This is a genomic window from Desulfovibrio ferrophilus (genome assembly GCF_003966735.1).
Taxonomy (GTDB): Bacteria; Desulfobacterota; Desulfovibrionia; order Desulfovibrionales; family Desulfovibrionaceae; genus Desulfovibrio_Q; species Desulfovibrio_Q ferrophilus.
Genome location: NZ_AP017378.1, coordinates 2,582,581 through 2,604,431 on the forward strand (window position 1 = coordinate 2,582,581; position 21,851 = coordinate 2,604,431).

The 21,851-nt window shown below is 57.1% G+C and carries 22 protein-coding genes, 1 pseudogene and 1 riboswitch; of the genes and pseudogenes, 17 read left to right on the top strand and 6 right to left on the bottom strand.

Features of this window, described 5'->3' with window-relative positions; translation table 11 throughout:
* Positions 1-332 precede the first annotated feature (332 nt).
* From EL361_RS12015 to EL361_RS12045, 7 genes are all read left to right on the top strand, one after another.
* Positions 333-1,952 (top strand): ABC transporter substrate-binding protein, encoded by a 1,620-nt coding sequence (locus EL361_RS12015; RefSeq protein WP_126379857.1) that lies wholly within the window; start codon positions 333-335, stop codon positions 1,950-1,952.
* Between the two features lie 360 nt (positions 1,953-2,312).
* The gene (locus EL361_RS12020) at positions 2,313-3,290 is read left to right on the top strand and encodes an ABC transporter permease (protein ID WP_126379859.1); all 978 of its coding nucleotides are present in this window, start codon (positions 2,313-2,315) and stop codon (positions 3,288-3,290) included.
* 1 nt (position 3,291) lies between these two features.
* Complete coding sequence (locus tag EL361_RS12025; RefSeq protein WP_126379861.1) at positions 3,292-4,209, top strand: ABC transporter permease; 918 nt, start codon at positions 3,292-3,294, stop codon at positions 4,207-4,209.
* Between the two features lie 76 nt (positions 4,210-4,285).
* A complete protein-coding gene (locus tag EL361_RS12030; protein WP_126381453.1) occupies positions 4,286-5,200 on the top strand; it encodes an ABC transporter ATP-binding protein in 915 nt (304 codons plus the stop codon).
* Positions 5,201-5,210: 10 nt separating this feature from the next.
* Complete coding sequence (locus EL361_RS12035) at positions 5,211-6,242, top strand: ABC transporter ATP-binding protein (RefSeq protein WP_126379862.1); 1,032 nt, start codon at positions 5,211-5,213, stop codon at positions 6,240-6,242.
* An 8-nt stretch (positions 6,243-6,250) separates the two neighbouring features.
* Positions 6,251-6,553, top strand: coding sequence for a GIY-YIG nuclease family protein (locus tag EL361_RS12040; RefSeq protein WP_126379864.1), 303 nt, complete (start codon positions 6,251-6,253; stop codon positions 6,551-6,553).
* Positions 6,554-6,657: 104 nt separating this feature from the next.
* Positions 6,658-7,290, top strand: a complete 633-nt coding sequence (locus EL361_RS12045; RefSeq protein WP_126379866.1) for a 3'-5' exonuclease — start codon at positions 6,658-6,660, stop codon at positions 7,288-7,290.
* Between the two features lie 124 nt (positions 7,291-7,414).
* Here the strand turns inward: EL361_RS12045 and EL361_RS12050 are convergent, their stop codons facing one another.
* Positions 7,415-8,344: a YheT family hydrolase gene (locus EL361_RS12050; RefSeq protein WP_232034772.1), complete on the bottom strand. Its 930-nt coding sequence runs from the start codon at positions 8,342-8,344 to the stop codon at positions 7,415-7,417.
* Positions 8,345-8,506: 162 nt separating this feature from the next.
* Here EL361_RS12050 and EL361_RS12055 point away from each other — a divergent pair, with 162 nt between their 5' ends.
* From EL361_RS12055 to EL361_RS12065, 3 genes are all read left to right on the top strand, one after another.
* Entirely contained in the window at positions 8,507-9,871 is a 1,365-nt protein-coding gene (locus EL361_RS12055; RefSeq protein WP_126379870.1) for an L-serine ammonia-lyase, read from the top strand.
* A 352-nt stretch (positions 9,872-10,223) separates the two neighbouring features.
* Positions 10,224-10,748 carry a YeeE/YedE thiosulfate transporter family protein gene (locus EL361_RS12060; RefSeq protein ID WP_126379872.1) on the top strand — a complete coding sequence of 175 codons (525 nt, stop codon included), beginning with the start codon at positions 10,224-10,226 and terminating at the stop codon, positions 10,746-10,748.
* Positions 10,745-11,269 carry a YeeE/YedE thiosulfate transporter family protein gene (locus tag EL361_RS12065; RefSeq protein ID WP_126379874.1) on the top strand — a complete coding sequence of 175 codons (525 nt, stop codon included), beginning with the start codon at positions 10,745-10,747 and terminating at the stop codon, positions 11,267-11,269. Before EL361_RS12060 ends, EL361_RS12065 begins: the two co-directional genes overlap by 4 nt.
* A 39-nt stretch (positions 11,270-11,308) precedes the next feature.
* On the opposite strand, the gene arfB is transcribed toward EL361_RS12065, so the two are convergent.
* Positions 11,309-11,737: an alternative ribosome rescue aminoacyl-tRNA hydrolase ArfB gene (arfB, locus tag EL361_RS12070; RefSeq protein WP_126379876.1), complete on the bottom strand. Its 429-nt coding sequence runs from the start codon at positions 11,735-11,737 to the stop codon at positions 11,309-11,311.
* Positions 11,738-11,859: 122 nt separating this feature from the next.
* Here arfB and EL361_RS12075 point away from each other — a divergent pair, with 122 nt between their 5' ends.
* The 5 genes and pseudogenes from EL361_RS12075 (at position 11,860) to EL361_RS12090 (ending at position 13,957) form a co-directional block, all read left to right on the top strand.
* Positions 11,860-12,279, top strand: a complete 420-nt coding sequence (locus EL361_RS12075; RefSeq protein WP_126379878.1) for a NifB/NifX family molybdenum-iron cluster-binding protein — start codon at positions 11,860-11,862, stop codon at positions 12,277-12,279.
* Positions 12,280-12,570, top strand: coding sequence for a hypothetical protein (locus EL361_RS12080; protein ID WP_126379880.1), 291 nt, complete (start codon positions 12,280-12,282; stop codon positions 12,568-12,570). It begins immediately after the preceding gene.
* Positions 12,567-12,892, top strand: a pseudogene (locus EL361_RS17375) (YchJ family protein); the annotation flags it as partial. The gene EL361_RS12080 and the pseudogene EL361_RS17375, both read left to right, overlap by 4 nt.
* 78 nt (positions 12,893-12,970) lie before the next feature.
* The gene (locus EL361_RS17380) at positions 12,971-13,057 is read left to right on the top strand and encodes an SEC-C metal-binding domain-containing protein (protein WP_420810705.1); all 87 of its coding nucleotides are present in this window, start codon (positions 12,971-12,973) and stop codon (positions 13,055-13,057) included.
* A 177-nt stretch (positions 13,058-13,234) separates the two neighbouring features.
* A complete protein-coding gene (locus tag EL361_RS12090) occupies positions 13,235-13,957 on the top strand; it encodes a M48 family metallopeptidase (protein ID WP_126379882.1) in 723 nt (240 codons plus the stop codon).
* Between the two features lie 8 nt (positions 13,958-13,965).
* Here the strand turns inward: EL361_RS12090 and EL361_RS12095 are convergent, their stop codons facing one another.
* A complete protein-coding gene (locus tag EL361_RS12095) occupies positions 13,966-14,490 on the bottom strand; it encodes a chemotaxis protein CheX (protein WP_232034773.1) in 525 nt (174 codons plus the stop codon).
* A gap of 109 nt (positions 14,491-14,599) precedes the next feature.
* A riboswitch (cyclic di-GMP riboswitch) is annotated at positions 14,600-14,674 on the bottom strand.
* A 94-nt stretch (positions 14,675-14,768) separates the two neighbouring features.
* Positions 14,769-16,577 (bottom strand): MASE3 domain-containing protein, encoded by a 1,809-nt coding sequence (locus tag EL361_RS12100; protein ID WP_172961733.1) that lies wholly within the window; start codon positions 16,575-16,577, stop codon positions 14,769-14,771.
* Between the two features lie 222 nt (positions 16,578-16,799).
* Between EL361_RS12100 and EL361_RS12105 the strand changes: the two genes are divergently transcribed.
* Together EL361_RS12105 and EL361_RS12110 are read left to right on the top strand one after the other, a co-directional pair.
* The gene (locus EL361_RS12105) at positions 16,800-18,209 is read left to right on the top strand and encodes a sensor histidine kinase (protein ID WP_126379886.1); all 1,410 of its coding nucleotides are present in this window, start codon (positions 16,800-16,802) and stop codon (positions 18,207-18,209) included.
* Complete coding sequence (locus tag EL361_RS12110) at positions 18,206-19,648, top strand: response regulator (protein ID WP_126379888.1); 1,443 nt, start codon at positions 18,206-18,208, stop codon at positions 19,646-19,648. The genes EL361_RS12105 and EL361_RS12110 overlap by 4 nt, the downstream gene beginning before the upstream one ends.
* Positions 19,649-19,818: 170 nt before the next feature.
* On the opposite strand, the gene EL361_RS12115 is transcribed toward EL361_RS12110, so the two are convergent.
* Together EL361_RS12115 and EL361_RS12120 are read right to left on the bottom strand one after the other, a co-directional pair.
* A complete protein-coding gene (locus EL361_RS12115) occupies positions 19,819-20,652 on the bottom strand; it encodes a mechanosensitive ion channel family protein (protein WP_126379890.1) in 834 nt (277 codons plus the stop codon).
* Between the two features lie 57 nt (positions 20,653-20,709).
* Positions 20,710-21,612 carry a type 2 periplasmic-binding domain-containing protein gene (locus tag EL361_RS12120; RefSeq protein ID WP_126379892.1) on the bottom strand — a complete coding sequence of 301 codons (903 nt, stop codon included), beginning with the start codon at positions 21,610-21,612 and terminating at the stop codon, positions 20,710-20,712.
* Between the last annotated feature and the right edge of the window lie 239 nt (positions 21,613-21,851).

The window sequence follows — 21,851 nt, forward strand, 5'->3', positions numbered from 1 at the left end:
ACAAGACCTCCTCACGGCCACAACAACCATCAACAGATAATGGATTATTGTGTATAAGCTTGTTCTTTTTGTTCATTCCTTGTAACCAAATCGTCAGAATCGGTAAGGATCGTCCAGATCCCGTCCCCGGGAAACCAACAGGTGCCTTTCGCAGGGGGTGGCAAAAGGGTTGGAATTCCGGGATCATTGAGTATTTCTTTTGTTTTTTCTGGAAATATGACTTCATTTATGCCCGTATAACGGGCAAGGGGCAACCCCTGTGAGCTCACACGCCGTGCATCATAACTGATGCCGGTGTTAAATGCTGATTCAACTTTATCCGGAGGTGTTTGATGAAACGTTTTGCATTGCTGATCGCGCTCATCCTGTCCATCGCTCTGATGGCCGGTTGCGGCGAGCAGAAAGAAGAAAAAGTGGAAAAGAAAGAGGCCAAACCTGCCGCGGCAGCCAAGGTTTCCGCAGAAAAGGGTGTCCTGCGCCTGGCCATGGATGCCGACCCCGTATCCCTGGACCCTCATGTCCAGCTGTCCGGCGGCATGCTGCAGTACTCGCACATGGTGTTTGATCCCCTGGTCCGCTGGACCAAGGACATGCAGTTCGAGCCCCGTCTGGCCACCAAGTGGGAGCGCACTGATCCCCTGACCGTCCGCTTTACCCTGCGTCAGGGCGTCAAGTTCCACTCTGGCAATGCTTTCACTGCCAAGGACGTTGTCTGGACCGTGAACCGCCTGAAGATCAGCCCTGACTTCAAGGGTCTGTTCGAAATCTTTGAATCCGCCACTGCCATCGACGATTTCACCGTCGAGCTGAAGACCAAGGTGCCCTATCCGCTGCTGCTGAACATGGCCACCTACATCTTCCCCATGGACAGCGTGTTCTACACCGGTACCGATGAAGCCGGTAATCCCAAGGACGCCATCGTCAAGGTTGGCCCCTCCTACGCTCTGACTCACGAGTCCGGCACCGGCAAATACAAGGTCACCCATCGCGAGCAGGGCGTTCGCATGGAATTCACCAAGTTCGCCGAATACTGGGATACCGAGGCAGGTAACGTCGACAAGATCATCCTGACCCCGATCAAGGAAGACGCCACCCGCGTGGCAGCCATGCTTTCCGGTGACGTGGACTTCATCATGCCCGTTCCTCCGCAGGACTACGACCGCCTGGAGAAGGACCCCAATGTCAACCTGATCACCATGGCCGGTTCGCGCATCATCACCATGCAGCTGAACCAGAAGCGCCGTCCTGAACTGGCCAACAAAAAGGTCCGTCAGGCCATCGCCTACGCCGTGAACAACGAAGGTATCGTTGAGAAGATCATGAAGGGTAAGGCCATGGCCGCCGCCCAGCAGGCTCCCGAAGGCTACTTGGGCTACGTTGCCGAGTTGAAGCCCCGCTTCGACCTGGAAAAAGCCAAGCAGCTGATGAAGGAAGCCGGCTACGAAAACGGCTTCACCTGCACCATGATCGCTCCCAACAACCGTTACGTGAACGACGAAAAGATTGCCCAGGCCTTCGCCTCCATGGTCGCCAAGATCGGCATCAAGGTCGAACTGAAGACCATGCCCAAGGCTCAGTACTGGGATGAGTTCGATGCCCGCGCCGCTGACATCCAGATGATCGGCTGGCACCCTGACACCGAAGACTCCGCCAACTACACCGAGTACCTGCTGATGTGCTTCAACGCCGACACCGGCCTTGGCCAGTACAACAGCGGCAACTACTGCAACCCCGAAGTCGACAAGCTGATTGCCGACTCCAACGCCGAAACCGACGTTGCCAAGCGTACCGCCATGCTGCAGCAGGTTGAGCGCATCCTCTACGACGATGCCGCCTTCATTCCCCTGCATTGGCAGTACCTGTCCTGGGCCGTTTCTCCCCAGGTCAAGAACGCTGACGAAATCGTCAACGTCATGAACTTCCCGTACTTCGGGAACCTGAAGATGGACTAATGATTCAAGTCTTCCGGTAAGATGGAGAGGGGGTTGTCATTCAGCCTGTGAGGGTGTAGTCCCCTCTCCTCCGGAGGTTTTCCACGGCCCGCAAGCCCAAACTGGGATTGCGGGCCGTATTGAAGCCTCGGGTCAACCCCTCGGGTTGGCGATTGCTCATGCAGACCCTTCAAGAATTGTGAACTGTAATCCTCAGCCGTTGACGAGCCTCGACTCCTACGGATGAAGAAAAACAGAACGGCGCAAGAGAAATTCAAGATCGTGGCGTATGAGCAATGCGTGAGAGTTTGAATTTTTCGCAGCAACAATGCAGGTGGCTGTTTTTGAATGGCCTGCTAACCCCAACCAACGAAATCAACCATGTTCGCTTTTATTGTCCGTCGCATCGCCCAGGCGTTGATCGTCATGCTGGTCATCAGCATGATCGGCTTTGCCATCAAGAAAGCCGTTGGTGACCCCGTCCGTGATCTGGTCGGCATCTCGGTCTCCGTTGAGGAACGCAACAGGATCGCCGACGATCTGGGCCTGAACGATCCCCTGCTCACCCAGTGGGTACGTTTTGTGAAGAATGCCGCCCACGGCGATGTGGGCCAATCCTTCTTCTTCAAGAAGCCCGCCATGGAAGTCATCATCAAGAAAGCACCGGCGACCCTTGAGCTGGTCCTTGTCTCCTCGATCATGATCATCCTCATTTCCATACCCGTTGGCATTTATGCCGCCGTCAAACCAAACACGGTCCTCTCACGTTTCCTCATGGGAGGCAGTGTGGTCGGTGTCTCCATCCCGGTCTTTTTGACGGCCATCATGCTGATCTATATTTTTGCGGTTCAACTCGGCTGGCTGCCCTCATACGGGCGGGGAGAGACCGTCAACGTCTGGGGCCCATGGGACTCCGGACTGTTCACCAAGGACGGCCTACGCCACCTGATCCTGCCCGGAATCTCCCTGTCATCGGTCATGCTCCCATTGTTCATCCGTCTGGTACGCGCCGAGATGAAGGAAGTTCTGGAAGCCGAATACATGAAGTTTGCCCGCGCCAAAGGCCTGGCCCCGTGGCGGATACTGCTGGTACACGGTTTCAAGAACACGCTGTTGCCGGTCATCACCGTAGGTGGTGTGCAGTTGGGAACCATGATTGCCTTCACCGTTCTCACCGAGACAGTCTTCCAATGGCAGGGCATGGGCTTCATCTTCCTGGAGGCCGTGGAACGCGCCGACTCGTCGCTGCTCGTGGCCTATCTCGTCTTCGTGGGCGCTATCTTCGTCTTCGTGAACACTCTGGTGGACATCATCTACGGCATGGTGAACCCCACCGTCCGCGTGGCAGGGAGGAAGTAGCATGGGCAGACTCAGACAATTCAAGGATTCATTCTTCATTTACAGTTTCCTGCGCGACCCGGTCGCCATTGGCAGCTTCATCGTGCTGGTCTTTTTCCTGATCGCCGGTTTTTCTGCGCCACTGACGGCACCGACCAATCCCTATGACGCTGCACAAATCGATGTCATGGACGCCGAAATGGCCCCCATGTGGAGCCCCGGCGGCGACGCCAAATTCCCCTTGGGCACCGATGCCCAGGGCCGTGACATGCTGTCCACCATCCTCTACGGAACCCGCGTCTCGGTACTCATTGGTCTGGGAGCCGTCGCCTTGCAGGCCTTTTTGGGCATCAGCATCGGTCTGATCTCCGGCTATTCCGGAGGACGGCTGGATTCACTGCTGATGCGAGTGGCCGATGTCCAGCTCTCATTCTCGACATACATGGTCGCGATCTTTCTGGGAGCCATCTTCCAAACGGCCTTCGGAGTGGGCAAATACGAGGAAATAGCAGTCCCATTCCTGATCATCGTCATCGGACTAGCCGAATGGCCACAGTACGCACGAACCGTGCGCGCCTCGGTCCTGGCTGAAAAGAAGAAGGAATACGTTGAAGCCGCCCGGGTCATCGGGTTGCCCGCCTGGCGCATCATGTGGCGCCATATCCTGCCCAACACCATGACGCCGGTTCTGGTCATCTCCACCGTACAGGTGGCCAATGCCATCATGAGCGAAGCCGCCCTGTCCTTCATCGGACTGGGCATGCCAGTGACCCAACCGTCCCTCGGCTCGCTCATCAAGTCCGGCTTCGAATACATTTTCAGCGGCTCGTGGTGGATCACCCTGTTCCCCGGTATCGTGCTGGTCGGCCTGATTCTGGCCATCAACCTGCTCGGCGACTGGATGCGGGACTTCTTGAACCCCAAACTCTACAAGAACTAGAGCCGTGAAAATACAGCCCGAACAGCATAACGGGGACAAGCTCCTCGACGTCCAGGACCTCACCGTGAAGTTTGCCATGAGAAAAGGCACTCTCCCTGCGGTGAACAATGTCAGCTTCACCCTGAACCGCGGCGAACGCCTCGGCCTGGTGGGCGAATCCGGGGCTGGCAAATCCGTGACCGGCTTTGCCATCCTGAACCTGATCAGCAAGCCCGGATTCATCGACACCGGCAAGGTCATCCTCGAGGGCCAGGACATCTCAGCCCTGAAGGAAGATGAAATGCGCAAGATCCGCGGCAATCGGATCAGCATGATCTTCCAGGACCCCATGATGACCCTGAACCCGGTTCTGACCATCGGCACTCAGATGGTCGAGACCCTGCAGGCACACCGCAACATATCCAAGGCCGATGCCGAAAAAATCGCGCTGGAGAAGTTGCACAAGGTCTACATCCCCTCGCCGGAAAAACGCCTCAAGCAGTATCCACACGAGTTTTCCGGAGGTATGCGCCAGCGCATCGTCATCGCCATTGCGCTGCTGACCGATCCCAGCCTGATCGTCGCCGACGAGCCCACCACGGCTCTGGACGTGACCATCCAGGCCGAGATCATGGATCTGTTGCTGGAGCTGTGTGAGAAGGACAACATGGGACTGATCCTGATCACCCATGACTTGGCCGTTGTCTCGCAGGTGACCCAGAAGATCGCCGTCATGTACGCTGGCCGCATCATCGAGATGGGGCTGACCCAGGAGATCGTCACCAACCCCCTGCACCCCTACACACAGGGACTGATCAAGGCCCTGCCGCAAGCTGGCGCCAAGGGGGCTCGTCTGGAACAGATCCCCGGAATCATGCCCAGCCTGTACAACATGCCTTCCGGCTGCGCTTTCAACCCCCGCTGCACCAAGAAGTGCACCATCTGCTCCGAGGAGATGCCCGCGCTAACCTCTCGGGAAAGCGGCAGCCTCGTGGCTTGCCACTGCGTGTAGGAGACTGATCATGAAAGTTGAACCCCAAACACCCAAATGCCTGCTTGAGATTGATAATCTCGTTAAGCATTTTGATATTTCCGGCGGATTTCTGGAGCAGTTACGCCTCCAGGGCGGACGCGTGACCCGTAAACAGACCGTGGTCAAAGCCGTCAACGATGTCACCCTCGGCATCCTGCCCGGCGAGACCCTGGCTGTGGTCGGTGAATCCGGTTGTGGCAAGTCGACCCTTGCCCGTACCGTGATGGGGCTGTACCCCCCCACTTCCGGAGCAGTGCACTACGAAGGGCATCGCATCGATCAGTTGTCGCCCAAGGCCATGATGCCCTACCGCACCAAGATGCAGATGGTCTTTCAGGACCCCTATGCCTCCCTGAACCCGCGCATGACCGTGCGCCAGATTCTGGAGGAGCCCCTGCGCTTCCATGTCCCCGGCATCTCCAACGGGGATGTGCACGACAAGGTCGCTGAAGTCATGACCCAAGTGGGTGTTCGTCCCGGCTGGGCAGACAACTATCCCCACGAATTTTCCGGCGGTCAACGCCAGCGCATCAGCATCGCCCGCGCGTTGATGGTGGACCCGCAGTTCATTGCCGCGGACGAGCCCATTGCCGCTCTGGACGTTTCCATCCAGGCCCAGATCCTGAACCTGCTCATGGACGCCCAGGACCAGCGCGGCCTGACCTACCTGTTCATCAGCCATGACCTGTCGGTGGTGGAGCACATCGCCACCCGTGTGGCGGTCATGTATCTGGGCACCCTGTGCGAGTTGACAACCAAGAAGGAACTCTTCAGTTCTCCGATGCACCCCTATACACAGGCTCTGCTGTCGGCCATCCCGCAGTTGGGTGTCACCAAGCAGGGCAGCCACGTCAAACTTTCCGGGGATGTACCCACGCCCATCAACCTGCCTCCGGGCTGCGTCTTCCACGGCCGTTGCCCACATGCCCAGGATCGCTGCCGGCACGAAATTCCCAAGTTGATTGAGCCCGAGACCGGTCGTTTTGTGGCCTGTCACGGAGTGGAGGAAGGCCGTCTGTAGCCGTTGTCATGGCCGCTTCTGATCATCCCTGGACCGTGTATCTGCTCCGCTGTGCGGACGACACACTGTACTGCGGCATAACCACGGACATCGAACGCAGACTCCGTGAGCACAACGCGGGAACAGGCGCCAAATACACCCGTTCCCGCACACCGGTTGTCCTGGCTGCCAGCGCCCGGTTTGAAGATCGGAGCGTGGCCAGCCGCATCGAGTACGCGGTCAAGCAACGCCCCGCATCCGACAAAATTGATTTCCTGGTCAAAAAGGAGCAGGAGCAAGGACTTCCGCTTCAGACAACAAACGAACAATGACCCCTTGGGTTGCGACCTTGGAAAAGGCAGCCCTTCAGTGTATACTCATTTTTACGAACACCGCGCGAAATCATCCGGGACTCAACGCGCTGAGCACAATCACCATGATCGACATCGAACAATATCGCAGAAAAATCAGTAAGGACGAGATCAACGAGCTCCCCCTCCAAGGCTATGAGGGCGACATCATGCTCGTGACCAATGAGGAAGACGCCGAGTACGCCGTAAACGAAATCGCGGACGAACCGCTCTTGGGATTCGATACCGAGTCCCGCCCCGCCTTCAAGAAAGGCATGTACTTCCTGCCTTCCCTCATTCAGATCGCCACCAGCTCAAAGGTTTACATCTTTCAGCTCTCCAAGACCCCTTTCCCCGAAGCCCTCAGAGCCATCTTCGAGGACAAGAAGGTCATCAAGTCCGGCGTTGCCGTGCGTGATGACGTCAAGGATCTGCAAAAGCTGGAACCCTTCAAGGACGCTGGGTTCCTGGACCTGGGCGCCATCGCCCTGGAGCACAAGCTGGAGACCCATGGCCTGCGCAACCTTGCCGCAAAATTCCTGGGTATCCGTATCTCCAAGGCTGCGCGCTGTACCAACTGGGCGAACAAGAGCCTGACCAAGGCCCAAATTCGCTACGCCGCCACCGACGCCTGGATCAGCCGTGAACTGTTCCTGCAGATGAATGATGCAGGACTGATTCCCACCAACGGCAACGGGAAAAAACCCAAAAAGAAATAGTACAGACTCTTCCCCTAGGGAAGCAGCAACGAGCCCCATGCCGGTAATCCAGCATGGGGCTCGTTGCTTTTCAATTTCAGTCCGACCTGAAACGACCCATTAAAAATGATCATCCGTCAAATAATCAGGCAAATCGATCCAAAAATTCCACTGCCCGTTGTTCGGAATAATACGGTCCGGCTGCGCCATTCACGGCAAAACCAACGTGCCCACCCGTCTGCGGTGTTTCCAGGTGCAGCCATTGACTGCCGCGGGCCATGTCATAAGGGTAACACCCCTCGGACAAAAAAGGGTCATCCTGGGCGCTGAGGGTCAAAACGGGAATCTGGATCCCCTCGAGCACACGGGCGCTGCTACATTTTTCGTAGTAGTCGGCGGCGTCCCTGAAACCATTACAGGGAGCGGTGTAGGCATCGTCAAATTCCCGGAAAGTGGTCATCCGACTCAGTCCATCCACGGGGATGCGATCAGGAAAAATCTCATGCTTCTCGCGCACCTTTTGGCGCAGGCTGCGCATCAGATAGGCTTGATAGACCCGCGAGAATCCCTGTTCCAGCACCCGAGCACACCCAGCGAGATCACACGGGGCCGACACGGCAACAGCACACTGCAACTGGACAGGCACACGCTGCGGGTCCTCTCCCAGATATTTAAGCGTCTGATTCCCACCCATGGAGAACCCAACCAGCGCAGCACGGTTGTACTGCCCTGCCCCAATGGCATAGGTCAGGGCACTATGCACGTCATCGGTCTCACCACTGTGGTAAAACCTTGCCAGGCGATTCATCTCGCCAGAGCAACCGCGGTGATTCATGGCCACGCAATCCCAGCCCGCGCCATTCAGAGCCTTGACCATCCCTTGCAGGTACTTGCGCCTTGAATGGCCCTCCAAGCCGTGAATGACCAGAGCCACACCCCCCGCACGCTGTCCCTGTGAGCCTGGGGCCAGACTCCAGTCAAGATCAAGGAAGTCACCATCAGGCAAGGTCAGACGTTCGCGGGTGTACTCAAGGGAGAGAGTGGGCCGCCGCAGGACCGGATACAGTGTCTGCACGTGGCCACCCGTCAGCCAATACGATGGGTTGTATGAGGATGCTTCTATCACAGGCATGGCGGCACTATAGCCCCAACCATCGGAAATGCAACGGTTCTGGATGTTTGAAACACCCCGTCGTATTTTGTTGCGTTATGCGAACCTTGAGGCTAAATTTTTGAGATGAACGCAATCACAACATCGGTCTTCGACCTATTCAGCATCGGCCCCGGACCATCCAGTTCGCATACCATCGGCCCCATGCGAGCGGCCTATGATTTTCTGACACGGGTCCGTGAACTGCCTCCCAGCGAACTGACCCGTGCCGGCAAGCTCACAGTGCAATTGTTCGGGTCCCTGTCCGCCACCGGAGACGGTCACGGCACGGACAAGGCTGTTCTTGCGGGATTGCTGGGATATCTGCCCGAATCCGTGCCTCAGGAACTACTGGATGACCTCTTGGAGCACCCCAAAGACACCCATCCACTACCCGTGGAGGATTGCCGAGTGATGCTGGGACCGCAGACCGTGATCTTTGACAACCTTGAGCACGACTTCCCGTTTAACAACACCCTTGTGCTCACGCTGCTGGCCGGTTCCACCCCCCTGCTGACAATGGAATATTACTCCACCGGTGGCGGATTCGTTCAATGGAAGGGCTGGCAGGAGCCGGATTTGGGTCAGCCACCCCACCCCTATGAAACCATGGCCCAGCTCAAGGCTCAGCTTCAGGCCAAGGATTTGCGCCTGCACCAGTTGATTCTGGAGAACGAGAAAGCCCTGCACGGACGCAGTGAACGCGAAATTTACGACCAGCTGGACCTTATTGCCCGATCCATGGAAAACGCCGTGCGCCGGGGCTGCGACACCGAAGGCAAGCTGCCGGGCTGCATCGGCCTGTCACGCAAGGCCCCGACTCTGGTGCGCCGAGCCAAGGAATCCGAGCATAGTGCCGATCGCTTTCTGATGCTGCTGGATGCCTATGCCATGGCGGCGGCCGAAGAAAATGCGGCAGGACACGTGGTGGTCACCGCGCCCACGTCCGGTTCCTCCGGGGTCATCCCCAGCATTCTCTACGCCCTGCACAACCATATGGGTTCTGATCGCCAGACCATCCGCGAGGCCTTCCTGACCGCTGCTGCCGTGGGCTTTCTGGTCAAGCACAACGCCTCCATTGCTGGAGCCGAAGTTGGCTGCCAGGGTGAGATCGGCACGGCCTCGGCCATGGCCGCAGCCATGCTGGCCTACGCCAAGGGCTATCGCTTCCAGGTAGCAGAAAACGCCGCGGAGATCGCTCTGGAACACCATTTGGGGCTGACTTGCGACCCGGTGGGCGGTTACGTGCAGATCCCCTGCATCGAACGCAATGCCATGGGCGCGGTGAAAGCCTACAATGCCTACCTGATGGCCACCCTCGGCGATCCCACAACCCAGATCATCGATCTGGACAAGGCCATCTGGACCATGAATCAGACCGGACGCGACATGCATTGCAAGTATAAAGAGACCAGCCTGGGTGGCCTGGCCCTGAATAATCCAAAATGCTAGCGACCAATCACCGGATTTGCAGTAACCAACGGTATTGAGGCAGGGCTACAGCCCTTCCTCGATACCGTACCCCCCACTCGGGGCTTTCGCACAACGCCCCGGGTGCTGTTTGCGACATTCTCATTTCCGCGCCCTGCCAAAGCGTGAGCCCTCTGCCCCTTCACTCTTCCCCGACACAAGCCATGACTCGATTTCATATTTACAGCGGGCACAAACGCTTCCTGCAGGCATGGATATGCCTCCGGCAATATGCTATCGGAAACACGTAGCCATAAAAAGTATCATATACAGCGCCCTTCACGCTTAAAACCCTGAGTCAGCGGCTCAGGCTCCTTTTGGGGAGGAATAGCGAATGGACAAGTTTACATCGCCAAGGCCTTGGAACCCCTATCTTTGTGGCGGACTCAGTGGACTGCTCGTCGTTCTTTCGGTTTGGATTGCAGGCAAATACTTTGGGGCATCCACAACCTTTGTTCGCTCGGCAGGACTCATCGAGCAACTATTCGATCCCGAGCGGGTGGCAGTCATGGACTATTTCATCAAGACGGCCCCCAAAATCGACTGGCAATGGATGTTCGTGGCTGGAATTTTCATCGGCTCGTACCTTGCGGCCAAATTCATTGGCGGATTCAAGATCCAGGCAGTGCCCGATATGTGGCAAGAGCGTTTTGGCCCGAGCACGGCCAAGCGCGCCCTGGTGGCCTTCATTGGCGGCGTTATTGCCATCTTTGGAGCACGTTTGGCGGGTGGTTGCCCCAGTGGGCATGGCCTGAGCGGAACCCTCCAGTTATCCCTGAGCGGATTCATCGCCCTGGTCTGCTTCTTTCTCGGGGGCCTGCTCACTGCGAGGATCATCTACGGCAGGGAGGGGAGATGAGTCTGTACTACGGATTGATCACTGGAATCCTGTTCGGCTTTCTGCTGCAACGCGCCGAGGTTATCCGTTATGATCGCCAACTCGGTGCTTTACGACTGTTGGATATGACCATCGTCAAATTCATGCTGTCCACGGTGCTTGTCGGCATGGTGGGCATTCACCTGCTCTATGACATGGGCCTGGTACAACTCGACATCAAGACCGCCGTGCTGGGCGGCAACATTCTGGGCGGCCTGCTCTTCGGCATCGGCTGGGCAATGCTGGGCTACTGCCCAGGGACTTCCGCCGGGGCACTGGGAGAAGGCCGATGGGACGCCCTGTGGGGCATTTTTGGAATGCTTGTTGGCGCGGCTCTGTATGCCGAAGCCTACCCCGCAATCAAGGTCACAATCCTGACCTGGGGTGACCTTGGCAAGACAACCCTTCCCGGACTGCTTGGCATCAATCACTGGATACTGGTCGGGCTGTCCTGGGCAGGGGGAATTGCTCTGTTCCGATGGTTCGAACAAAAGGGACTATAGCACGTAGCGCCAACTGTTGATCACTCAACAGTTGGCGTTTCAATCCTCGGAACTGACCTTGCCGCGAGTCTTCTTCAGGCCTGCACGTTGCTTCTTCGAGTCCAGACGGCGATGCTTGGAGGCCAGTGTAGGCCGGGTCTTACGCCTGGCCTTGGGGCGTTTCAAGGCCTCGCGCAACAGCTCGGCAAACCGTTTGACGGCCAACTCCTTGTTGGACAACTGGCTGCGAGTGTCGCGCGCAGTCAAACGCAAAGCTCCATCGCGCCCGATACGATTGGCGAGCTTGTCCTGAATTCTGACACGCTGCGGCCCGGACAGCGAGGGCGACCCCGCAACATCAAAAATCAACGTTACGCTGGTGGCGACCTTGTTCACATTCTGACCGCCGGGTCCACCACTGCGCACAGCCGTGAATTGCACCTCATCCATGGGGATGCTCAACTGAGCATTGATATAAACGATATCCATCTTATTCTTGACCCTTTTATCCTATCGAAATACTAGGGCACAGCCGATTCGAATCGGCATTGACCCCTAGCGAACAAGTCTTATACTCCCCCTCCGAACCAAGCAACACCGGAGGACTCCCCATGAAGATTGCCATTCCCACGAAAACCGACGACAATGGCGTGCATATCGTAGACTCGCATTTTGGACACTGCGAATTCTTCACCGTACTGACCCTGGACGACGAGACCAAGGAAGTCCTGGTCGAAGAACATGTGGCCGCCCCCGAGGGCTGCGGTTGCAAATCCAACATCGCCGCCACCATGGCCTCCGAGGGTGTGACCACCCTTCTGGCTGGCAACATGGGTCAAGGCGCCGTGAACAAGCTGGCCGAATCCGGCATCCAGACCATCCGCGGTCTGGAAGGTTCAGTGCGCGAAGGCCTGCAGGCCTGGCTGGACGGAAAGGTCCAGGACCAGCCTGATATCTGCGACCATGACCATGGTGATGACGGCCACGGCTGCCACCATCATGAAATTCCAACCTTGAAACCCCTGAGCTAGATGAAAGCACCAGCCCCGCAAATCCGCATCAAACGGTTCCCCATCGATCCTCAGCTGGCATTTTACCGCCTGAGCATCGAGGACTCCGTACGTACGGATCTGTTGGCCCTGCTGGTGGAGCGCATCCAGGCGCAACTGGCCGACGCGACCAGTGAAACCAAGGTCAACCTTACAGCGGACGGCGGAGCATTCATCATGGCCTTCCTGCCCGACAAACGTCCCCTGAGCAAACAGGACGTGCAGGCCCTGACAGATGCCGCCGTGCACGAACATATCAAGGAGCATCAATGACCAAACCCAAGGACTGTCCCTGCGGTTCCGGCAAGGAATACACGGCCTGCTGCGAGCCCATCATCAACGGCACCCCTGCTCCCACTGCCGAAGCACTGATGCGCTCGCGCTACAGCGCCTATGTGGTGGGCAACATCGACTACATCCAGACCAGCCTGGCCCCGAGAAGCACAAGAGTTTCGATCCCGAAGGCGCGCAGCAGTGGTCCGACTCCGCCACATGGCTGGGCCTGACCGTTCATGACACCAAGGACGGCGGCCCCGACGATGAGACTGGCGAAGTGGAATTCACCGCCGTCTTCGAACAGTCCGGTGGACGCAACGAACATCACGAATACGCCCAGTTCCGCCGCGAAGGCGAGCACTGGCTGTATGTGGACGGCAACATTGTCGGAGCCACCGTGCGTCGCGAAACCCCCAAGATCGGTCGCAACGAGCCCTGCCCCTGCGGCAGCGGAAAAAAATACAAGAAGTGCTGCATGGGCTAATCAGCCCTTTCTGGCCCGGCCTGGCAAAACCGTCAGCCGGGCCAGCAGCCCTTGAATGACTTCCGCTCCCAACCCTGGGCAAGGCAGGTGTCTCGAGACGACTTCCCACACAGGGTACAAAATGACTCCCACGAGTCCTGCCCCACAGTACCGATTCTCTGAAGCGCTGAAGGACACATGACCAACACCCCTCCGCATGCCCCCCTCCCGGCTTACAGCGTCCGTGAAAGCTCCCGGGCCAAGCGAGTGACCTTGCGTGTCAGTCCACGCTCGGGGGTGGAAGTGGTCGTGCCCAAGGGGTTTGACAGGGACCGGGTGCCAAGCATCGTGGCCGACCGTAAGGAGTGGCTGCATCGACAGATTCAGCGGCTGTCGGAGGGTGGATGGTCTTCCGAACCACCGCTCATGCCCGGGGAACTGAATCTCCAGACCCTGGACAGGGTCCTGCGCATCGATATCGCGCACAACCCGCGCAAAGCTCCGGCCCTGACCCAGAGCGGACCGGACAGCCTTCTGCTCACAGGGGACTCGTCTGATCAATCAGCCTGCCGCAAGTGCATCCTGACCTGGCTCAAACAGCAGGCACGGTTGCACCTTGTTCCCTGGCTGCGTGAGCTGTCTGAAGAAATACACCTGCCCTTTGAGCGCGCCCGAGTCCGGGCTCAAAAATCACGATGGGGAAGCTGTTCGGCCCGCGGCACCATCAGCCTGAACTGCAAGCTGCTCTTCCTGCCCCGGCCCCTGACCAGGCACGTATTGCTTCACGAACTGGCCCACATCAAACAGCTCAACCACTCTGCCGAATTCTGGGCCCTGCTGCACTCGCTGGATCATCACGGCGCAACCCATGACCACGAGTTATCCGGGGCCTGGAAGCATGTTCCGCGCTGGCTAGGCTAGACAGGCACTCAATACGCCCGGGCCTTATCCCTTGGACCTGCCCCATCGACAGAGACCTGCGCCGCACCATCGCCAAAGGCGACCTCCACGATGATGTCACCATACAGCGTGGTAAATGCCAGACAGAGCACCGGATCACCACAATGAACGATGGCATGCCCCTGCCCCGTGATGACCTGGGGAATCGCAGCGCTGAATGTCTGGCCGATTTGTTCCAATCCCTGGCGGGCCTTGCCCGAGATCACATTGGTCAACTCACCCACGGCATCGATGACGCACTCATCCATGCAGGTCATCCGCTCGCCAAGCATGTTGCCCACAATAGCCAAGGCGCAACGCTCAGAGAATGTCACGGCAATGGTGCCCTGCACCTCTCCCGTAATACCGATCAGCCCCGACACATCGCCACGAGCTGAGCTGTCCTGCTTCAGATACGGGCTTCCCGGTGCCGCCCGCACCTGGGCCATGGTGGACAACACTTCCACCACGGCATTCAGAAACGGATTCACCACGTCCACATTGATACGAGCCATAAGCCCCCCTCGCCAAACCAGGCAATGGGGCAGAAAACGGATGGAGATTCGGGAGAGGGTCGTTGCGACTTTGCGGCGCTTCGGCCTTGTGCATGGAGGATGCGGCCATCCAGGCAACCCGGCGTTCTCATTGAGATCCGTGGCTTTCCGTCCCTGCCTCGCAACAGGTTTGGCTTTATACTGAACAACCCCATCTTATTGGGTCTGGCAGCAAAGGGTCAACTCAAAAAACGATTCGCCGATATCAAAGAATCTTCGGGCGAACAGACTCCTGAAAGTCAGGACTTGGGCAACGTCACCCAGACGGCAGTACCCTCGTCCTCGGAGGTGCTGAAACCGATGTCACCGCCATGCACCTGAGCAATCAGCCGGGCGCTGTAGGTCCCCAGCCCGGTCCCCTTGGGTTTGCCGCTGGTCACGTATTTATCAAAAAAATGTTCACGCACGGACTCTGGAACAACCCCGTCATTCCAGACCGTGGCTCTGGCCTGACCATTATTTTCGAGCCGGATACGAACCTCGCCCCGCTGAGGAGACGCTTCCACTGCATTCTGAACCAGATTGGCAAACAGCGTATAACACAGCAGATCATCTCCACGGATACGCCCGCTTCCTTCAGAGGGGTACTCCTCCAGCATAAATGCCACCTGCCGGCGCTTCGCCTTCTCGGCCAGATCCTCCATCACTCTCTCCATAACAAGCGAAAGGTTCACAGGTCTGGCGGACATCTCAAAGGTGCCCTGCTCCATGCGATACAAATCCAGAGAACGGTTGAGCAGGTCCAACATCTTGAATCCGTTACCAGCAATGCGGGCAACCATATCCCGCTGCTCCTCATTCAGGTCCTGCTCGTCATGAAGCAATTCGGCATAGGAAATGATCGACGACAACGGAGTCCGCAAATCATGGCGGGTGATGCTGTCAACATCGGCCCGCAGCTGTTCGGCCTGTTTCCGATCGGTGATGTCCTGGAAGCTGCCATCAAGACGCTCGGGGCCATTCCCCAGGTCCAAAACCCGTCCCATGACCCTGGCGTGGCGGGCTTGGCCGCTGGTGGTTGAGTACCGAACTTCCCGATCAAACATGGATTTTTCCACCAGAGCCTTGTCCATGTCGGCCTGCAAAGATGGCAAATCGTCGGGATGAATATGTCGCTCAATCAACCGGCCCGAAGGCGCCATCTCCCGCGGGGAATAGCCCAGAAGGCGATACAGTTCATCAGACCAACCAGTCTCACCTGTCTCCAGATTCTCGTGCCAGCTCCCGAACCGGGCCAGCCCCTGAGCCGCCTGCAACTCCTCACGGCTGCTGTTCAACTTCCGGAACAAAACATCCTGCGGTCTGGCGTATCCAGCTTCCACCACGGCCTTGAAAATGAGGTAGAACGAGCCCACCTTGGCAAAGTGCCCCACAATCAACGAGAGGTCATAGACACTCACGTAGAACGTGAACAACAACTCCGCACCCACTGAAAAGACAATGGAGAGAGAGATCAACCAATAGGCGGCCCTTCCAATCACTGCACGGGCACGCCCCAGAGTGAGCAGAGCCAGCAGGAACAGGACGCAGATCGCAATCTCGCTGATTCGCTTGAATGGTGTCAGCCCCTGTCCATCGACATAGCAATCCGGAAAATAGCCCATAAAGATGCCAGCGATCAGCCCCATACCCAGCAGGGCATAGCCCCAGAACGCAGCGGTCAAATTAATCCTTCTGCTTGCCAGCAGGCCCGCAACCAAAAGGGCACAGCCTTCCAGATATCGCCCTGCTATCCATAGCTGGGTGGGAAGATTGGCATCATGCCCGGGGAAGACCCCCATCCCCTTGAACGCCAGGGTATGCAGCAGGTCGATTGTAGCTATATGGAAATAGGCCGCCCCGAGCAGAATGAGATATCCGCTCTGAATACGCTCACGCGAGCTGTAGGCCAACACGAACATCGAGAAGGCAACAACAACGCTGAACAGTTCTGAGAGCGTATGGAACAACAAAAAATTGTAAGAGGAGAAAAGCACCAGCACGACCGTGATAAACAGACCGGCGGCTACTTCAAGCCAGGAGTCAAAGACATAGAGTACTTTTTTCATCTCCCATCCTTCACAGGCCATTGTCCTTCATTTTCAGACACATCCAACCACGCAGCTCTGAGTCCTGTACCACCAACAGCCACACCTCGCAAAACATAGTGTTGAGACTCAATACAAACAGAATCGAAGACTATCCATCATCCAGACCTTGCAATTACACCGCAATTTGTCATTATTGCATGAGCCCATAATAGTTTTAGGCCTTCAGCGCGGACGGAGCCCATGAATCAGAACGACAAACCGCCCCCAAGCCCGGGGCTTATCACGAGCATCCATTGCCCGCGTCCGGCAAGGGCCGATCCCATCGCCGCGCGCATCAAGGCCAAAACAGCCGATTACTCCAGCTATGAATTCACGGAGCCCCAAAGCGGTGCCCTGAACATCTTCTTTGACCTGGTTCAGGAGTTCGAGAGCGAAGAGGATTTCCGAGCCATCTGCGTCATGGTCCCAAAGGTAATTTTCGGCCTGGACTGCGCCCTATACCTAGTAACTCCCAAGCTCAACCTGCGCTGCATCGCATGCACCGGAAGTGATGCCCTGCACCCAGGGTTGTTCCAAACCTCGCCAGCAATCCCGCAGCATCCCGACCGGCGGGACGAACACTGGTATTTCCCCATCCGGGCCAACCCCAGACACATCAAAGAACTGCCCTTTGATCCACCCGGAGACGTCATCGGCTGCCTAGAGGTCCATCCCGCGGAACGCATGGCCTCTGGTGACAGTCTCTTCTGGGAGAAATATGCCAATCGCATCGGATTCCAGTTGCACAACCGCATGATGCACGAAACCAACGAACGGCACCTGAGATTCATCCGCAGTCTGGCCAAAGACATCGGCCACAATGTGATCGTGCCCAACATGTATTTCAAGCTGTTCTTCAATCGACTCAAACGCACCATCGACCAGCTCGGTCCTCTTCAGCGCCGCATGCTCAACGCGGGCAGCCCTCACTGCGCCGACGTCATGGACTTGCAGACCAAGCTTGATGCCCAGTTCTCCGAGATCATCACCCACTACGAGCAAACCAGCCTGTACCTTGAAACCCTGCTCAGGCAGAGCCATTTCGAAAAAGGCCACTATGTTCTGGAGCGTCGGGCCTGCGACATGGTCACCCAGATCATCGAACCCCAATTGCATCACTACCTGCCACGACTGGCAGAGAATAACATCGAGGTTGACCAGTGCCCCCCCCCGGGCCCATCGCCCGCCAATGAACTGTATGTGGATGTGGGGCTCATGGCCCAAGTTTACGCCAACCTGTTCTCCAATGCCCTCAAATACACCTCTCCTCCGCAGGACGGCTCGGGACAAGGTAAAAGCCTGTCCTGCTCCATCCAGCGCATCCCTCATGCCCTGGGCCCCGGCAAACCCGGAATACGATTTGGCCTCTTTACCACAGGCCCCCCCATTCCCGAGGAGACAGGTTCGCAACTGTTCCAGGCAGGAGTACGCGGCTCCCAAGCCGAAAAAGTGGAAGGCACCGGACACGGTCTGTTCTTCGTCAAACAGATCGTTGAGCTACACGGGGGGCGAGTTGGACAACGAGCTACGGCGTCTGGAAACGAATTTTACCTGATCCTGCCCGCCACATTAACAGCCAGGCAGGCGGTTGACCTGGAGGCGACTCCATGATCACCACCCCAGCGCGTATCCTGAGCATCGAGGATGACAAGAACGTTCGCAATTCCATCGTGGCCTGGTTGGAAGACAGCGGCTTTGAGGTGCTGGAAGCCTCGGACGGAGCCATGGGCGTCGATATCTTCCTCGAACAGTCACCGGACCTCGTGCTTCTGGATATGGGCCTGCCCGAACTTTCGGGACTCGAAGTCCTTGAGCGTATTCATCAGCATTCACCGGAAACACCGGTGGTCATCGTTTCGGCCAACGCCAACATCTCCGATGCCATCGGCGCCTTCAAAGCCGGGGCCTGGGACTATGTCATCAAGCCCATCCTCAACTTCGACGTGTTGGAACAAACCATCCGCAACTGCCTGGAACGAAGGGCCCTGAAAGAAAAGGTCCGCCGTGCCGAGCAGCGCTACAGGGATCTTGTCCAGAACCTGCCCGTGCTGATTTTCACCCTGGACAAGGATCTCACTCTTCGCTTCATCAACGATACCAGCAGCGAAATCCTGGGGTATGCCCCCGAAGAACTGGTGGATATCCCCGGGAAATTCATGGGTCTGATTGCCTCGGAGAGCCGTGATCAAGTCACCAAAACCCTTGAACAATCCTGCCTCGATAACTCTGGGTTCGCCCTGGAGTTCAAGATGCGCCACAAGAAGGGCTACCAACTGCGTTTACAGGCCAAGTCCATCGGTTCCGGATGCGATGACAACGACCAATCCGAGGCCCCCATCAAGGGCATCATCACCGACGTCACCGAGCGGGCCTTCCTGGATAAAGTTCTGGTCCAGCGCGAAAAACTCAACACCTTGGGTGCCGTCTCCCACGAGTTGGCCCATGAAATCCGCAATCCACTCATGTCCCTGGGAGGATTCGCCAAACGTCTGGCGCAAAAGCACCCGGATATCACCGAGGCTGAGATCATTCTCGAACAGGCCCGTCGGCTGGAAGGGCTCATGAACCGCATCAGTGCCTATGTGGCTCCGGTGCCGGTCAAGACCGAAGCGGTCAACGTGTCGGCCATCATGACATACTGCCTGGACCGACTGACTCCGTGGCTTGTTCCCCGGGGACTGGACGTGCGCCCCAGGCTCGACATGCAGATTGACGACATTCCCTCGGACGCTGCCCTTCTGACCGAAACCTTTGCCAGTGTCTTGAATCACCTGACCCAAAAAATGAGCACACAGGGCAAACTTATTATCACGACCAGCCAGACTCCGTCGCACGTTACTGCGGAATTCAACCTCGCCGATGACATGGCCGAGGTTTTGCCTCCTGACGCAGAGACCCTGCTCATGCCTTTTGAAGAAGGCGGTGGAACTTTGGACCTGGCTCTGGCCTATCGAAACCTGAAAAATCTTGGAGGAATGCTGACTTTTACACTCCAGGACAACGGCAGCGCAATCATCACCGCCTCTCTGCCCCGGGAACAACCAGCATAGCCCATTCTCAGGCGCAGTATGCGAAAAGAAGTGGACTCTCCGCCCACCGGACTATTGAACATCTCAGTGCCATTAGTCGCCACCACGCAACAACAGAACAGGCCCCACATGTTCAACCATGCGGAGCCTGCTTCGTAATTCCGCCCGATCAGGAGAGGAATGAATGGCGCCTAGGATTCGCCACCGGACACGATATGAATGTCGCGCTGTGGGAAGGGAATGGAGATGCCATTCTCGTCCAGGGCAAGCTTGATACGCTCGGTCAAATCAAACCGCGCGCCCCAGTAGTCCTCGGTTTTCACCCAGGGGCGGACCACCAGATTCACGCTGCTGTCCCCAAGCTCGGACACGGCAACAGTGTAGGCAGGGTCATCCAGCACCCGGGACTCAGCCTCAAGCAACCCCTGCACCACGCTCTTGGCCTTGGCGATATCATCGCCATAGCCGATGCCGATCAGCAGATCGATACGCCTGGTGTTGTTGGCCGTGGCGTTGGTAATCACATCACCGGTGATCTTGGTGTTGGGTACGATGATCTTCTGGTTATCCGGAGTGGACAGAACCGTATTGCCCAAGGTCACATTCTTGACCGTCCCGGATACGCCTGCCACGGAGATATAGTCCCCCACGGTGAAGGGCCGAGCCAGAATCAAGACCACGCCCGAAGCAAAGTTTGCCAGATTATCCTTTACCGCCAGGCCGATGGCCAGACCCAACGTACCCACAATGGCGATGAACGAGGTGGTATCGACCCCCAACTGCCCCAGAGCCGCGATGAGCACTGTCAGCACCAGAACATAGAACACGACGTTGCCCACGAAATTCGACAGCAGGATATCCACTTCCCGCTTCTCCAAGGTCCCCTGTGCCGCATCTCTCACGCGCCGTGCAAACCAGATACCCACCAACAGGATCAACAGCGCCATGAGCAGATCAATTCCATTAACTGTCAACCAGGCAATGATCTGGTCACTATGTTTACTGACATCAAAATCGAGATTCATGAATCCTCCCCCCGAAATGGGGCTCATATTAAGTTCTAAATAGCGGACACCGCCGGTCTAATAAGGCGGCTGTCCTTTTTCCTTGCCGAAAACAAAAGGATAAGCCTGAATGGCCTTCAACGTTTCCAGAGTCATGTCATAGGCGGGCAGATCAATGCGCATGCGCTTGTCCAGCCGGGCTCGAGTCAGTGCATCGGAGACTGTGGGTTGAGCCATGAGCAGATCCTGCAACTCCCCGCTGGCATAGGCCTTGGACAACCCCTGTTCCAATATCCGATGAAGCTCATGATGCTCGCGGGACACGAAAAAGAAAATGGCAAAGGGATAGACCACCACAAGCCGCTCTTCCACCGCCAGGGTGGGGTACTCTTCACGATAGGACTCATACTCCGGGTAGACCTCGAAAAGCCCACGCGAAAAAAGATCAAAACGCCCCCAGGCCAACATGGGAAACAGATCCCGATATTGTTCTCCCTGCACCACGGTAAGTCCTGCGTTCTCCAGAATGGGGATATCAGACCAGCCCCGACCCTGCCCCACACTGAACGCCTGCAAATCCTTCAAGGTCTTAACCGTGGACAGACGCTGTTGCGAATCCCTGCGAATGAGCATGATCCGGTATCCACTCCCCAGCCCAAGGTAGATGGGGACATGTACGGCAAGCATCTGCTCCTCGAATCGGGGATTTGTTCCCGCGACAATGGTATACGGATCGCTTGAGTTGATGACCAGATCGGTATTGCTCAATTGCGACGGGGGATAGCGCACCACGGAGACATTACCGATGTATCCGCTTTTTTTCAGGGCCAACTCAATCAGGGCCTTATAATACCCCTCCACCGGTCCACGTCCTGGCTCCACCAGCAGTGTCACATCCTGCGACAGTCCACCACCGGGTAGCGGGTATGCTCCCATCAGGAATGGGACAAGACAGCACAGGATCATTAAACCTTTACCCATCTGTGTCCTCCTGAATGAGCATTCCAGATAAGACATTATCAGACATTCTTGCCTCTATTCTATGCCACGCCCCGAACTTTCGGTCCAGCATGGGCTCCAAAATCCTACCTGTTCACGTTGCTGTTGACCTCTCCCTCCTGCTGCCACTATCAGTAATCAATGCCAACAACAAGGAGGCCATGAAAGTGGCAGGCAAACCCGTCCGCCCAGGTAAAATCGCCAAGGAACTGGGCTGGAAT

What these genes read in the sequence shown, in the direction of transcription:
- EL361_RS12015 (WP_126379857.1), top strand. Translation starts at nt 333, where the DNA reads ATGAAACGTTTTGCATTGCTGATCGCGCTCATCCTGTCCATCGCTCTG.
- EL361_RS12020 (WP_126379859.1), top strand. Translation starts at nt 2,313, where the DNA reads ATGTTCGCTTTTATTGTCCGTCGCATCGCCCAGGCGTTGATCGTCATG.
- EL361_RS12025 (WP_126379861.1), top strand. Translation starts at nt 3,292, where the DNA reads ATGGGCAGACTCAGACAATTCAAGGATTCATTCTTCATTTACAGTTTC.
- EL361_RS12030 (WP_126381453.1), top strand. Translation starts at nt 4,286, where the DNA reads ATGAGAAAAGGCACTCTCCCTGCGGTGAACAATGTCAGCTTCACCCTG.
- EL361_RS12035 (WP_126379862.1), top strand. Translation starts at nt 5,211, where the DNA reads ATGAAAGTTGAACCCCAAACACCCAAATGCCTGCTTGAGATTGATAAT.
- EL361_RS12040 (WP_126379864.1), top strand. Translation starts at nt 6,251, where the DNA reads ATGGCCGCTTCTGATCATCCCTGGACCGTGTATCTGCTCCGCTGTGCG.
- EL361_RS12045 (WP_126379866.1), top strand. Translation starts at nt 6,658, where the DNA reads ATGATCGACATCGAACAATATCGCAGAAAAATCAGTAAGGACGAGATC.
- EL361_RS12055 (WP_126379870.1), top strand. Translation starts at nt 8,507, where the DNA reads ATGAACGCAATCACAACATCGGTCTTCGACCTATTCAGCATCGGCCCC.
- EL361_RS12060 (WP_126379872.1), top strand. Translation starts at nt 10,224, where the DNA reads ATGGACAAGTTTACATCGCCAAGGCCTTGGAACCCCTATCTTTGTGGC.
- EL361_RS12065 (WP_126379874.1), top strand. Translation starts at nt 10,745, where the DNA reads ATGAGTCTGTACTACGGATTGATCACTGGAATCCTGTTCGGCTTTCTG.
- arfB (WP_126379876.1), bottom strand. Translation starts at nt 11,737, where the DNA reads ATGGATATCGTTTATATCAATGCTCAGTTGAGCATCCCCATGGATGAG.
- EL361_RS12075 (WP_126379878.1), top strand. Translation starts at nt 11,860, where the DNA reads ATGAAGATTGCCATTCCCACGAAAACCGACGACAATGGCGTGCATATC.
- EL361_RS12080 (WP_126379880.1), top strand. Translation starts at nt 12,280, where the DNA reads ATGAAAGCACCAGCCCCGCAAATCCGCATCAAACGGTTCCCCATCGAT.
- EL361_RS12090 (WP_126379882.1), top strand. Translation starts at nt 13,235, where the DNA reads ATGACCAACACCCCTCCGCATGCCCCCCTCCCGGCTTACAGCGTCCGT.
- EL361_RS12095 (WP_232034773.1), bottom strand. Translation starts at nt 14,490, where the DNA reads ATGGCTCGTATCAATGTGGACGTGGTGAATCCGTTTCTGAATGCCGTG.
- EL361_RS12100 (WP_172961733.1), bottom strand. Translation starts at nt 16,577, where the DNA reads ATGAAAAAAGTACTCTATGTCTTTGACTCCTGGCTTGAAGTAGCCGCC.
- EL361_RS12105 (WP_126379886.1), top strand. Translation starts at nt 16,800, where the DNA reads ATGAATCAGAACGACAAACCGCCCCCAAGCCCGGGGCTTATCACGAGC.
- EL361_RS12110 (WP_126379888.1), top strand. Translation starts at nt 18,206, where the DNA reads ATGATCACCACCCCAGCGCGTATCCTGAGCATCGAGGATGACAAGAAC.
- EL361_RS12115 (WP_126379890.1), bottom strand. Translation starts at nt 20,652, where the DNA reads ATGAATCTCGATTTTGATGTCAGTAAACATAGTGACCAGATCATTGCC.
- EL361_RS12120 (WP_126379892.1), bottom strand. Translation starts at nt 21,612, where the DNA reads ATGGGTAAAGGTTTAATGATCCTGTGCTGTCTTGTCCCATTCCTGATG.